Below are 13,131 nucleotides of genomic sequence, written 5' to 3'. Positions count from 1 at the left end.
ATCTTTTCTCCAGTGGTCCGTCTTTTCTCCGGACGAACAGATCCAGGCCGCGCAGGGAGCCACGCAGACAGGAAACAGTCGGGTTGAATGCAACCAAGCCGGATCAACTCCGGCCTGGTTCAGGCGATGGCGTTAGAGGGCGATCTCGTGCTGGTTCAGTGCGCCGTAGTCCGTCACCCACTGGTAGTCGATCTTGGCGCCGGCGCCCGGCTGGCCAGCAAGCCCAGGCACGGGAAGATCCACGCTGGCGCCAGGCGCAACCATCTTCACGTCATCCTTGCCGACGCTGAAGGTCTTGTTGCCGGTAACCAACTGGACTGTGGCCAGGGAGACATGGAAGGCAGCGTTGTTCCGGGCACGGAGGGCATAACCACTGCCCACCTGCACAACCGACCAGCTCAACCCCTCCGCCGCCTGGTTTGGATTGCCCGGCAGCCCCTCGGGACGGTAGAAGATCTTCAGGCGTGAACGCACGGCCACCTGGAGGAAGTTGGCGTCCTGGTCCTTGGGCATGGGCGGAACGTCGAGAACGTTCAGCCAGAATACGGTTTCCTGTTTCTTCGAAGCAGCCTCATCGCCGGTGTAGACCAGGCGCAGGGTCTGACCCTTCTTGGCTTCGACGCGAGTGATGGGCGGAGTGATCAGGAAGGGACCATCGGCCTTGTCAGCAGTCAGCTTCTCATTGCCCTTGTCGACCCAGGCCTGCACCAGGGAAGGCTGTTCGCCGATATTGGTCATCTTCACTGTCACTTCCCGCTCTTTAGCGGGATACACCACACGGGAACCCTGGATCACGATGCCGGCCTGAGCCAGCCCGGACCAGAGGATGGCCGCGCTCAGGCAGCCAGCGAACCAGAGAAATTTTGAACTCAGACTTGCCATTGCACGATCACCTTTGAAGGCCGGAAAGGAAGGGCGAGGTGGCAGCCCCCCCTTCCGGGTACAGCAACAAACCACACGCGCTGAAAGCAGCGCGCGCCCTATCAGTAGGTCAGGGTCCAGTAGCCAACGGTCTTCAGTTGACCCGCGGTGGCGGAGCCGGCTTTGGAGTAGTACTGGGCCATGTACTGCAGGGTGGCGCTGCCATCAGCGGCCGGGGTGAAGCTATAACCGGCGTCGGTGTTGATGTTGATGTAGTTGCTGGCTGGGTCGATCAGGCGAACGGTGGCATTGGTGCCCGCCACGGTGTTGATCAGGGTGCCGGCGCTGTCGACCTGGCCGGTGACTTCCCACTTGGCCTTGGTGGCGCTGACCGGGCAGTTGGTCAGGTTGAAGGTGAAGGGAGTGTTGCCAGCCCAGCTCTCGGCGCCAGCCAGCGCGCTCTTGTTGACCTTCGGCAGGGTTACGTCGACAACGGCGGCGCCTTGCTTGCCATTGACTTCGCAGGTCTGGTCCAGCACTTCGCCACTGAAGTTGACCTGGGCGTCATAGGCGAAGGCGCCCACGGATGCGGAGGAGAGGATTGCAGCTACGAGCAGCTTTTTCATGTTGATCACTCAGCAGTGTGATTAGGGTGCCGGGGACTTGCTCCTAACCGGTTCAAGCCACATCAATGTTCCCCATGGCATCGAGCGCTGCCCAGGAAGATGGCGAGCGCCCCTGCGAATTCTGCTGATACAAAAACGCCAAAGCTGTCGGTCAAGGCGTCAATGCCCTGGGGAATACTCCGATTTATAGAAGGAACGTCCTACATACCAGGACCTTCAGCGCAACGAATACCGTGACGCCTCGACCCGGGATGCAGATGTATTCGATGCCAGCAAAAAGGCCGCACCTCTAACGAGGTGCGGCCACTTGTGTCGAGCAGTTGCCTGGCCTTTACGACCGGGCAGGATCAGCCGATTTTGGTCCCATGCGCCTGCTGGTCGGCGTGGTATGAGGAGCGCACCAGCGGGCCGGAAGCGACGTTCTTAAAGCCCATCTTCGCGCCTTCCTCGGCGAACCAGGCGAAGGTGTCAGGGTGGACGAAGCGCTGCACCGGCAGGTGGTTGCGCGAGGGCTGCAGGTACTGACCGAGGGTCAGCATGTCGATGTCGTGCTCGCGCATGCGCTGCATGACCTCGATGACTTCCTCGTCGGTCTCGCCCAGGCCGAGCATCAGGCCGGACTTGGTCGGTACGTGCGGGACAATTTGCTTGAACTTCTGCAGCAGGTCCAGCGACCACTCGAAGTCCGAGCCCGGACGCGAGGACTTGTACAGGCGCGGGACGGTTTCCAGGTTGTGGTTGAACACGTCCGGCGGCTCCTGGGCGGTGATTTCCAGGGCGATGTCCATGCGCCCGCGGTAGTCCGGAACCAGGGTTTCCAGCTGGATGCCGGGGGACAGCTGGCGGATCTCGCGCAGGCAGTCGGCGAAGTGCTGGGCGCCGCCGTCACGCAGGTCGTCGCGGTCCACCGAGGTGATCACCACGTATTTCAGGCGCAGGTCGGCGATGGCGATGGCGAGGTTCTTCGGCTCGTCGACGTCCAGCGGCTTCGGCCGGCCGTGGCCGACGTCGCAGAAGGGGCAGCGGCGGGTGCAGATGTCGCCCATGATCATGAAGGTGGCAGTGCCGCCGGAGAAGCATTCGCCCAGGTTCGGGCAGGAGGCTTCCTCGCAGACGCTGTGCAGCTTGTGCTTGCGCAGCAGCTGCTTGATGCGGTCGACTTCGGGGGAAACCGGGATGCGCACGCGAATCCAGTCGGGCTTCTTCGGCAGCTCCTCGGTGGGGATGATCTTCACCGGAATGCGCGCGACCTTTTCCGCGCCGCGCAGCTTGACGCCGACTTCCACCTTGCCCGGCTTGGCGGCCGGGGCAGCCTGACCTGGGTTGTCCACAACTGTGCTCATCTAGGTTCGATCCCGCCCGTTAGGGTCTTCTGTGCTGCGTAGCCAAGGCGCTGGACGAGTTCGCCACGCAGGCGCTCGCGCACATCGGCCAATGCGATGGGGCCCGCCAGCTCTCGCAGCTGGGTCATGGCCATGCCTGCGTAACCGCAGGGATTGATGCGTCGAAAGGGTTCCAGGTCCATGTCCACGTTCAGTGCCAGGCCATGGAAGGAACGGCCGTTGCGGATGCGCAGGCCGAGGGAAGCGATCTTCGCGCCGTCGACATAGACGCCCGGAGCGTCGGGTTTGGACACGGCGGTTACGCCATAACTGCCCAGCAGGCCGATGAGGCTCTGTTCGATGCGCGAAACCAGGTCGCGCACGCCGATGCCGGAGCGGCGCACGTCGAGCAACAGGTACGCCACCAGTTGGCCTGGACCGTGGTAGGTGACCTGGCCGCCACGATCGACCTGGACCACCGGGATGTCGCCTGGGAGCAGGACATGCTCGGCCTTGCCGGCCTGGCCCTGGGTGAACACGCGCTCGTGTTCCAGCAACCAGACCTCGTCCGGTGTCTCAGGCCCCCGCTCGGCGGTGAAGCGCTGCATGGCGTGCCAGGTCGGCTCGTAAGGCAATACGCCCAGCTCGCGGAAGCCCAGCGTATCGCCCATCAGAGCACCATGTGGACGCGGCCGGTGGCGCGCAGGTCTTTATGGATGTTCTGCAGTTGCTCGACGCCGGTGGCGGTGATCAGTACCTGCACGGACAGGAAACGGCCGTTGCGGCTGTCACGGGTGACCAGGGTGGTGGCGTCGAGGTCCGGCGCGTGGCGCTGGATGACTTCGATGACCAGGTCGGAGAAGCCTTCGCCGGCATCGCCGATGACCTTGATCGGATAGCGTTCGCAGGGGAACTCGATCTTCGGCGCGGGCTGGTTTGCGGTATCGGTGGTTTCAGTCATGGCTGTCGCGGGCGGGTGGCCCGCCTCCGCATGAGCGCCCAGGGTGGGGGCGCTCCGGGTGGATCGGACGACGGCTGCCGGGCCACGGGGGGACCGCGCAGTCGCAGGCGGGCATTTTACCCGAGTTTGCGACGGCGCGTGAGGATCAATCCCGGCTTTGTATACAAAAGTACAAGGCCGGGACGGGCGGTCAGTTGAACAGGCCGTAGAAGAACAGGCGCAGGCTGTCCCAGATGCGGCGGAAGAAGCCACCCTCTTCAACGGCGTTCAGGGCTACCAGGTCGGAGGTACGGACGACCTTGTCACCCAGCTTGACCTCGACCTTGCCGATCACCTGACCCTGCTGGATCGGGGCCATCAGGCTCGGCTCGACGACCATGTTGGCCTGCAGCTGCTTGAGCTGGCCGCGCGGTACGGTCATGGTCAGGTCCTCGGAGAGGCCGGCTTTGACTTCGTGCTCGGAGCCCTTCCAGACCATGGCCTTGGTCAGCTCGGCGCCCTTCTTGTAGAAGGTCTGCGATTCGAAGAAGCGGAAGCCGTAGGTCAGCAGCTTCTGGGTCTCGGCGGCGCGGGCCTGTTCGCTGTTGGTGCCGAACACCACGGCGATCATGCGCTGGCCGTCGCGCACGGCGGAGGCCACCAGGCAGTAGCCGGCTTCGTCGGTGTGGCCGGTCTTCAGGCCGTCGACGGTCTTGTCGCGCCACAGCAGCAGGTTGCGGTTGGGCTGCTTGATGTTGTTCCAGAGGAACTCTTTCTGCGCGTAGATGGCGTAGTGGGTCGGCTCACCGTAGATGATGGCGCGGGCCAGCAGGGCCATGTCCTTGGCGGAGGAGTAGTGCTCCGGGTTGGGCAGGCCGGTGGCGTCCATGAAGTGGGAGTTGGCCATGCCCAGCTTCTGTGCGGTGGTGTTCATCATATCGGCGAAGGCGTCTTCGCTGCCGGCGATGTGCTCGGCCAGGGCGACGGAAGCGTCGTTGCCAGACTGGATGATGATGCCGTGCAGCAGGTCGCTCACCGATACCTGGGAGCCGACCTTGATGAACATGCGCGAACCACCGGTGCGCCAGGCGTGTTCGCTGACGGTCACCTGGTCGTTTTCACCGATGCGGCCGCCTTCAATTTCCTTGGTGGCGATGTAGGCGGTCATCAGCTTGGTCAGGCTGGCCGGAGGCAGGCGCTCGTCGCCGGCGTTCTCGACGAGGATCTGGCCGCTGGCGCCGTCCATCAGGACCCAGGCCTTGGCCGCCAGTTGCGGCGCGGCGGGAACGACTTCAGCGGCCCAGCTGGCCACGGGGGCGCTGAGCAGCACAAGCAATGACAGACGTTTGGCGATGTTGAAGATGTTCATCCGTTTCTCTGGGGTTCACTAATGGTCAAACAATCCCCTTGGGGGGAACTCGTTGCCGCGGCCTCTGCGTGCCGCTGCGGCGCGTGCGGTGGAATCTCAGTCCAGGTGCACGAGCTTGGGCTGGCCAAGGTTGGCCACGCGGATGCTGTCCTGCATCCGGCTTGCTTCATCCTGCGTGTTGATCGGTCCCAGGCGCACTCGGTACAAGGTCTGCTGGTTGACCACGACCGAGCTGATAAAGGATTTCGCCCCCGTCAGGCTGCCGACCTTCTCCTTGAGAAGCTCCGCAGCGTCCGGGTTGGCGAAGGCACCCACCTGGAGATACAGGCCATCGGCTGGTAATGAAGCGTTTTTTTTTGAGTCAATCTGAACCGGCGCCACGGGCGCTGCGTGCTGCGCGGGCGGCGGGGTATAGGTTTCGATCGGTTGCGCCATGGCCACGGCCTGAGGCTGCGCGGCAGCAGGCTGCTGCGGGGCCATCTTCGGCAGCGCCATGATCATCGGCTGCGACTTGCCCTGGGAGGCCCACCAGCGATCGGGGTCGATGCCCTCGACCTTGACCCGCGCGGTGCCGGTTTCGGCGTAACCGAGCTTCTTCGCCGCGGCGAAGGACAGGTCGATCACCCGGTCGGAATAGAACGGTCCACGGTCGTTGACCCGGACGATCACGCTCTTGCCGTTGTCCAGGTTGGTGACGCGAACGTAGCTGGGCAGCGGCAGGGTCTTGTGCGCGGCGGTCATGCCGTACAGGTCGTACTGCTCGCCGTTGGCGGTGGCCTGGCCGTGGAACTTGGTGCCGTACCAGGACGCGGTGCCCACCACGTTGTAGGTGCGCGCGTCGTTCATCGGATAGTAGGTCTTGCCCAGCACGGTGTAGGGGTTGTTCTTCACCGGGCCGTTATGGCGCATCGGCACGGCATCGGGGATGCGCGAGACGTCCACGTCCCACCAGGGCGCGCCGTCGCGGTGCGGGCGGTTGTAGTCGTAGGGGCCGGAAATGCCGCTGCTGGCGACCGGCTGCTGCGGCGCGCGATTACCCGTACAGCTGGCGAGGAACACGGTGCTCAGGCCAATGCAGGCGGCCAGCGACCAGAGGCCGGGACTTGCGATTCGCTTGCTCAATGGACACCTCGCGCCCGGGCGATCTCGCCGGCCAGCTGATGGACCGCCATTGCGTACATGGCGCTGCGGTTGTAACGGGTGATCACATAGAAGTTCGGCAGCCCAACCCAGTATTCGGAGCCCTGGTCGCCCTCCAGGCGCATGGCGGTGACCATCAGGTCGTCGCGCAGTACGTCATGGGTGCGCCAGCCCTGAGAGCGTAGCTGACCGAGGTTCAGCTGCGGTTCCAGGCCCTGGGTGATGGCGTCCTCGGCGGTGGACGTGCCCAGCTCGGCCTGCGACACCACCGGCTCGCCCGTGTGCCAGCCGTGCTGCTTGAAGTAGTTGGCGACGCTGCCGATGGCATCGGTGGGGTCGCTCCAGATATTGATGTGGCCGTCGCCGTCGAAGTCCACGGCGTAGGCGCGGAAGCTGCTCGGCATGAACTGCGGCAGGCCCATGGCGCCGGCGTAGGAGCCGGTCAGGCTGAGCGGGTCGACCTGCTGCTCACGGGCCAGCAGGAGGAACTGCTTGAGCTCCTTGCGGAAAAAGTCGGCGCGCGGCGGGTAGTCGAAGCCCAGGGTGGACAGTGCGTCCATCACCTTGAAGTTGCCGGTATTGCGGCCAAAGAAGGTCTCGACGCCGATGATGGCGACGATGTACTGGGCCGGCACGCCGTATTCCTGCTCGGCGCGGGCCAGGGCCTCGGCGTTCTGCTTCCAGAAGTCCACGCCACGGTTGATGCGCGCGTCGGTGACGAAGATCGGGCGGTATTCCTTCCAGGTCTTGACCCGTTCGGCGGGGCGGGAAATGGCGTCGAGGATCGATTGCTTGCGCTCCACGTCATGGAACAACGCCATGAGCTGTTCACCGGCGAAGCCGTACTCACGGGTCATTTCGCTGACGAACTCGGCCACCTGGGGCGAGCCATCGTAGTCGCCCGCGGCAGCGGCACCGGACATGCCGATCGCCCCCGCGAGTCCGACCCAATGCACTCCCCTGGCAGCCCAGGCGCGCAATACTTGCATCCCTTTTTTCACTCTTGTCATCAAACCTGGGCGATCCACTTGCGATGGGTATGGATCGACATCAAAACCCCGAAACCTGACATCAGGGTCACCAGCGAAGTTCCGCCATAACTAATGAAAGGCAGCGGTACCCCCACCACTGGCAACAATCCGCTGACCATACCAATGTTGACGAACACATACACGAAGAAGGTCATGGTGATACTGCCGGCGAGCAACTTGCCGAACAGCGTCTGCGCCTGAGCGGTGATCCAAAGCCCCCGGTAGATCACCAGCAGGTACAGCACCAGCAGGAGGCACACCCCGACCAGGCCGAACTCTTCGCCGAGCACGGCAATGATAAAGTCCGTGTGGCTTTCGGGCAAAAAATCCAGATGGGACTGCGTACCCAGCAGCCAGCCCTTGCCGAAGACGCCGCCCGAGCCGATGGCCGCTTTCGACTGGATGATGTTCCAGCCGGTGCCCAGCGGATCGCTTTCCGGGTCGAGGAAGGTCAGCACGCGCTGCTTCTGGTAGTCGTGCATGACGAAGTACCACATGGCCACCGCCACCGGCACCGCCGCCGACACCGCCGTGATGATCCAGCGCCAGCGCAGGCCGCCGACGAACAGCACGAAGGCGCCGGAGGCCAGCACCAGCATCGCCGTGCCCAGGTCCGGCTGCTTGAGGATCAGCACGAAGGGCACCACGATCAGCGCAAGGCCAATCACGCTGTGCTTGAAGCCCGGCGGCAACGAGCGCTTGGACAGGTACCAGGCGATGGTCATGGGCATCAGCAGCTTCATGAATTCCGCCGGCTGGAAGCGGATTACCCCGGGAATGTTGATCCAGCGGGTCGCGCCCATGGCGTTGTGGCCCATCACGTCCACCACCACCAGCAGCGCCACGCCGATCAGGTAGCCCAGCGGCACCCAGCGGGCGAGGAAGCGCGGCTCGATCTGCGCCAGGACGAACATGGCGCCCAGGCCCAGGCCGAAGGAAGACGCTTGCTTGATCAGCAGATCCCAGCTCTTGCCGCTGGCCGAATAGAGGACGAACAGGCCTACGGAGACCAGGGTCACCAGCAACAGGAGCAGCAGGCCGTCGATGTGCAGGCGCTGCAACAGGCTGGAGCGCCGCTTCATCACGTCTTCGTTGGAGAGGGTGCGGTCGAAATTGCCGTTCTTGGTCATGGCTTGGATGCCTCCGCCGTGGCCTGGGGCGCGTATTCAGGCTTGAGCTTGCCGTTTTCGTCGAGCAGCCAGGCATCCATCACCTGCTTGAGCACGGGCGCGGCGACGCCGGAGCCGGACTCGCCGTTCTCCACCATCACCGCCACGGCGATCTGCGGGTTGTCCGCCGGGGCAAAGCCGACGAACAGGGCGTGGTCGCGGTGCCGTTCGAGGAGCTTGGAGCGGTCGTACTTCTCGCCCTGCTTGATCGCCACCACCTGCGCCGTACCGGACTTGCCGGCGATGCGGTAGACGGCGGTGGCGCCCACCTTGTGCGCGGTACCGCGGGCACCGTGGACCACCTGCTGCATGCCGTTGTCGACCAGGTTCCAGTTGTTCGGGTCCTTGAGCAGGATGTTCGGCATCGGTTCGGGGTCCACCGGCGGCTGGCCGTCGATGGTCTTGGCCAGGTGCGGACGGATCCACTTGCCCTTGTTGGCGATCAGCGTGGTCATCTGCGCCAGTTGCAGCGGTGTGGCCTGCATGTAGCCCTGACCGATACCGAGGATCAACGTTTCGCCGGGGAACCAGGCCTGGCGGCGCAGTGCGCGCTTCCACTGGCGCGAGGGCATCAGGCCCTCGGCCTCGCCGAACATGTCCAGGGCCACGCGCTGGCCGAAGCCGAATTCGCTCATGTAGTCGTGCAGGCGATCGATCCCCAGCTTGTGGGCCAGGTCGTAGAAGTAGGTGTCGTTGGAACGCATGATCGCGGTTTCCAGGTTCACCCAGCCGTCGCCCGTTCGGTTCCAGTTGCGGTACTTGTGGTCGTAGTTCGGCAGCTGGTAGTAGCCGGGGTCGAACACACGGGTGGCGGGCGTCACCACGCCGGCGTCGAGGCCGGCGATGGCCACCGCCGGCTTCACCGTCGAGCCCGGCGGATACAGGCCGCGCAGTACGCGGTTGTACAGCGGGCGGTCCTCGGAATCGCGCAGGGCGGAATAGTCCTTGAAGCTGATGCCGGTGACGAACAGGTTGGGGTCGTAGCTCGGCTGGCTGACCATCGCCAGCACGTCGCCGGTGGACGGCTGGATCGCCACGATGGCGCCACGGCGGCCGGCCAGGGCTTCCTCGGCCTTGGCCTGCAGCTTGCTGTCGATGCTCAGCACGATGTCGCGGCCTGACACCGGCTCGGTGCGCTTGAGCACGCGCAGCACGCGGCCACGGGCGTTGGTCTCGACTTCCTCGTAGCCCACGGTGCCGTGCAGCTCATTCTCGTAGAACTTCTCCACGCCGGTCTTGCCGATGTGGTGGGTGCCGGAATAGGCCACCGGGTCGAGCTTCTTGAGTTCCGCCTCGTTGATCCGCCCGACGTAGCCGACCGAGTGGGCGAAGTGCTCGCCCAAGGGGTAATGGCGGACGAACTGCGCGGTCACGTCGACGCCGGGCAGGCGGTACTGGTTCACCGCGATGCGGGCGATCTGCTCTTCGGACAGCTCGAACATGATCGGCACCGGCTCGAACGGCCGCCGACCCTGCTTCATGCGTTTCTCGAAGATGGCCTGGTCTTCCTCGGTGAGGCCGAGGATATCCACCAGCGCCTTGAGCGTGTCCTGCAGGTTCTCGGTGCGCTCGCGGGTGATGGTCAGGCTGAAGCTGGGACGGTTGTCGGCGATGATCACGCCATTGCGGTCGAAGATCAGCCCGCGATTGGGCGGAATCGGCTGAACGTGAACGCGGTTGTTCTCCGACAGCGTCGAGTGGTAGTCGTACTGCGTCACCTGCAGGTGATACATGCGCGCGACCAGCACCAGCGCCAGCAGGAAGATCGCCACCGCGCCGACGATGACGCGGGCGCGGACCAGGCGGGCGTCCTTCTCGTGGTCCTTGAGCTGTATCGGCTGCGGCATCGAAAACGGCTACGACTACTTGTGGTAGGGGTGCCCGGACAGAACCGTCCAGGCGCGGTAGATCTGTTCGCCGACCAGGATGCGCACCAGCGGATGCGGCAGGGTCAGCGGCGACAGCGACCAGCGCTGCTCGCTGCGCGCGCAGACCTCCGGCGCCAGGCCTTCCGGCCCGCCGACCATGAGGTTGACGGTGCGCGCGTCCAGGCGCCAGCGGTCAAGCTCCTGCGCGAGCTGATGGGTGCTCCAGGGCTTGCCTTCGACTTCGAGGGTGACGATGCGTTCCCCGGGCTGGACCTTGCTCAGCATGGCCTCGCCCTCCTGGCGGATCAGCCGCGCCACGTCGGCATTCTTGCCGCGCGTGTTGAGCGGGATTTCCACCAGTTCCAGGGACAGCTCAGAGGGCAGGCGCTTGACGTACTCGGCCCAGCCCTCTTCCACCCAGCGCGGCATGCGCGAGCCAACCGCGATCAGACGCAGACGCACGGCGGACTTACTCGGCGCTGTGGTGTGCGCGGCTCTGCTCGGCGCCCTGCCACAGGCGTTCCAGGTCGTAGAACTGGCGGGTGGCCGGCTGCATGACGTGGACCACGACGTTGGCGAGGTCGATCAGGACCCACTCGCCGCCTTCCTGGCCTTCGCTGCCGATGGGCTTCACGCCCTGTTCCTTGACCTTCTCCAGCACGTTGTCGGCCAGCGACTTGACCTGGCGGCCGGAGCTGCCGGTGGCGATGACCATGACGTCGGTGATGCTGGTTTTCTCGCGCACGTCGATGACGGTGATGTCCTGCGCCTTGAGATCTTCCAGAGCGGCAATGGCCAGCTCGACCAGTTGTTCGGTTTGCATTGAATGACTCTCTAACTTGATCAGTGAGGCGCCTGGTACAGGCCGTGTGCCTCGATATAGTTCAACACCGCGTCCGGCACCAGGAAGCGCACCGAGCGCCCCTGCGACAGGAGTTGGCGAATCTGGGTGGCGGAAACCGCCAGCGGCGTCTGCCAGCCGAAGGTGATCTGCCCGGCCGGGCCGGTCATCGCCTTCGGGTCGGCAACACTGCGCGCCGCCAGCAGGTCGCGCAGGTCTTCCGGCGGCTCGCTGTCGGCATCCGGGCGCTGCAGCACGACGACATGGCAGTGCTCCAGCAACTCTTCCCAGCGATGCCAGGTCGGCAGGCCGCAGAAAGCGTCCCAGCCGACCAGCAGGAACAACTGGTCCTGCTCATCCAGCTCCCCACGCAGCGACTCCAGGGTGTCGATGGTGTAGGAGGGTTTGTCACGTTTGAGCTCGCGGTCGTCGACCAGCAGTGGGTCCACGCCGGCCACCGCCAGCTCGACCATCGCCAGCCGCTGCGCAGCGGACACCTGTGGGGTGCCACGGTGCGGCGGGCGGGCGTTGGGCATCAGGCGCAGTTCGTCGAATGCGAACTGCTCGACCATCTCCACCGCGCTGCGCAGGTGGCCGATGTGCACCGGATCGAAGGTGCCGCCGAACAGGCCGATCCGCCGGGGACGCGCCTTCTTCATCAGGTACGCACGTGTCCGTCGCCGAACACCACGTACTTCTCGCTGGTCAGGCCTTCAAGGCCGACCGGGCCGCGAGCGTGGAGCTTGTCGGTGGAAATGCCGATCTCCGCGCCCAGGCCGTACTCGAAGCCATCGGCGAAGCGGGTCGAGGCGTTCACCATGACCGAGGCCGAATCCACTTCGGTGAGGAAGCGGCGGGCATCGGTGAAGTTCTCGGTGATGATCGCGTCGGTGTGCTGCGAGCCGTAGGTGTTGATGTGCTCGATGGCCGCGGCCAGGCTGTCGACGATACGGATCGACAGGATCGGCGCGTTGTATTCGGTGCGCCAGTCTTCCTCGGTGGCTTCCACCACGTCGGCGCCCAGCAGCGCGCGGGTGGCGGCGTCGCCGCGCAGCTCCACGCCCTTGTCGCGGTAGATGGCGGCCAGCGGCGGCAGCACGCGGTCGGCGATGCCGGCGTGCACCAGCAGCGTCTCCATGGTGTTGCACGGCGCATAGCGCTGGGTCTTGGCGTTGTCGGCGACGCGGATGGCCTTGTCCAGGTCGGCGGCGACGTCGATGTAGACGTGGCAGATGCCGTCCAGGTGCTTGATCACCGGCACCTTGGCGTCACGGCTGATGCGCTCGATCAGGCTCTTGCCGCCGCGCGGGACGATGACGTCGACGAACTCGGGCATGGTGATGAGCGCGCCGACGGCAGCGCGGTCGGTGGTTTCCACCACCTGCACTGCACTCGCCGGCAGGCCGGCAGCGGCTAGACCGGTCTGGATGCAGGCGGCGATCGCCTGGTTGGAATGGATCGCCTCGGAGCCCCCGCGCAGGATGGTCGCGTTGCCCGACTTCAGGCACAGGCTGGCGGCGTCGATGGTCACGTTCGGACGGGATTCGTAGATGATCCCCACCACGCCCAGCGGCACGCGCATCTTGCCGATCTGGATGCCGGACGGCACGTAGCGCATGTCGCGGATCTCACCGATGGGGTCCGGCAGCGATGCGACCTGGCGCAGGCCCTCGATCATGTCGTCGATGCGCGCCGGAGTCAGGGCCAGGCGGTCCAGCATGGCTGGCTCCAGGCCATTGGCGCGGCCGTTGGCCAGGTCCTTTTCGTTGGCGTCGGTCAACTGGGCGCGGGCGGCGTCCAGGGCATCGGCAGCGGCCAGCAGGGCTTGGTTCTTCTGCGCGGTCGTGGCGCGCGCGACAACGCGCGACGCTTCACGGGCGGCGCGGCCCAGGCGGCTCATATAGTCGAGAACGGACTCGGTCATGATCTAACGCGTCTGCGTGAGGGAAATGCGCGATTATAGC

The 13,131-nt window shown here is 65.0% G+C and carries 14 protein-coding genes; all 14 read right to left on the bottom strand.

What is annotated here, in order from left to right; genetic code table 11:
- Window positions 1–132: 132 nt before the first annotated feature.
- A complete protein-coding gene (locus tag ACNFBT_RS14215; RefSeq protein WP_416750269.1) occupies window positions 133–882 on the bottom strand; it encodes a molecular chaperone in 750 nt (249 codons plus the stop codon).
- A gap of 101 nt (window positions 883–983) precedes the next feature.
- Window positions 984–1,487, bottom strand: a complete 504-nt coding sequence (locus ACNFBT_RS14210) for a fimbrial protein (RefSeq protein WP_416750266.1) — start codon at window positions 1,485–1,487, stop codon at window positions 984–986.
- A gap of 347 nt (window positions 1,488–1,834) precedes the next feature.
- A complete protein-coding gene (gene lipA, locus ACNFBT_RS14205; RefSeq protein WP_416750264.1) occupies window positions 1,835–2,830 on the bottom strand; it encodes a lipoyl synthase in 996 nt (331 codons plus the stop codon).
- The gene (gene lipB / locus ACNFBT_RS14200) at window positions 2,827–3,480 is read right to left on the bottom strand and encodes a lipoyl(octanoyl) transferase LipB (RefSeq protein ID WP_416750262.1); all 654 of its coding nucleotides are present in this window, start codon (window positions 3,478–3,480) and stop codon (window positions 2,827–2,829) included. Before lipB ends, lipA begins: the two co-directional genes overlap by 4 nt.
- Window positions 3,480–3,770, bottom strand: coding sequence for a DUF493 domain-containing protein (locus tag ACNFBT_RS14195; protein WP_416750261.1), 291 nt, complete (start codon window positions 3,768–3,770; stop codon window positions 3,480–3,482). The genes lipB and ACNFBT_RS14195 overlap by 1 nt, the downstream gene beginning before the upstream one ends.
- A 190-nt stretch (window positions 3,771–3,960) precedes the next feature.
- A complete protein-coding gene (locus ACNFBT_RS14190; protein ID WP_416750259.1) occupies window positions 3,961–5,118 on the bottom strand; it encodes a D-alanyl-D-alanine carboxypeptidase family protein in 1,158 nt (385 codons plus the stop codon).
- A gap of 96 nt (window positions 5,119–5,214) precedes the next feature.
- Window positions 5,215–6,240, bottom strand: coding sequence for a septal ring lytic transglycosylase RlpA family protein (locus tag ACNFBT_RS14185; RefSeq protein ID WP_416750257.1), 1,026 nt, complete (start codon window positions 6,238–6,240; stop codon window positions 5,215–5,217).
- A complete protein-coding gene (mltB, locus tag ACNFBT_RS14180) occupies window positions 6,237–7,259 on the bottom strand; it encodes a lytic murein transglycosylase B (RefSeq protein ID WP_416750660.1) in 1,023 nt (340 codons plus the stop codon). The genes ACNFBT_RS14185 and mltB overlap by 4 nt, the downstream gene beginning before the upstream one ends.
- 8 nt (window positions 7,260–7,267) lie before the next feature.
- The gene (gene rodA, locus ACNFBT_RS14175; RefSeq protein WP_416750658.1) at window positions 7,268–8,371 is read right to left on the bottom strand and encodes a rod shape-determining protein RodA; all 1,104 of its coding nucleotides are present in this window, start codon (window positions 8,369–8,371) and stop codon (window positions 7,268–7,270) included.
- A 44-nt stretch (window positions 8,372–8,415) separates the two neighbouring features.
- Window positions 8,416–10,305: a penicillin-binding protein 2 gene (mrdA, locus tag ACNFBT_RS14170; protein ID WP_416750255.1), complete on the bottom strand. Its 1,890-nt coding sequence runs from the start codon at window positions 10,303–10,305 to the stop codon at window positions 8,416–8,418.
- Between the two features lie 15 nt (window positions 10,306–10,320).
- The gene (gene rlmH, locus ACNFBT_RS14165) at window positions 10,321–10,788 is read right to left on the bottom strand and encodes a 23S rRNA (pseudouridine(1915)-N(3))-methyltransferase RlmH (RefSeq protein WP_371232996.1); all 468 of its coding nucleotides are present in this window, start codon (window positions 10,786–10,788) and stop codon (window positions 10,321–10,323) included.
- A 7-nt stretch (window positions 10,789–10,795) separates the two neighbouring features.
- On the bottom strand, window positions 10,796–11,149 hold the full coding sequence (rsfS, locus tag ACNFBT_RS14160) for a ribosome silencing factor (protein ID WP_275610048.1): 354 nt from the start codon (window positions 11,147–11,149) through the stop codon (window positions 10,796–10,798).
- Window positions 11,150–11,169: 20 nt separating this feature from the next.
- Window positions 11,170–11,826: a nicotinate-nucleotide adenylyltransferase gene (nadD, locus tag ACNFBT_RS14155; protein WP_416750253.1), complete on the bottom strand. Its 657-nt coding sequence runs from the start codon at window positions 11,824–11,826 to the stop codon at window positions 11,170–11,172.
- Window positions 11,826–13,091, bottom strand: a complete 1,266-nt coding sequence (locus tag ACNFBT_RS14150) for a glutamate-5-semialdehyde dehydrogenase (RefSeq protein WP_416750251.1) — start codon at window positions 13,089–13,091, stop codon at window positions 11,826–11,828. The genes nadD and ACNFBT_RS14150 overlap by 1 nt, the downstream gene beginning before the upstream one ends.
- Window positions 13,092–13,131 lie beyond the last annotated feature (40 nt).

Source organism: Pseudomonas sp. NY15181 (assembly GCF_048068055.1).
Taxonomy (GTDB): domain Bacteria; phylum Pseudomonadota; class Gammaproteobacteria; order Pseudomonadales; family Pseudomonadaceae; genus Pseudomonas.
Note: the sequence above shows the minus strand (reverse complement) of the source record. Positions and strands in the feature narration are given on the sequence as shown.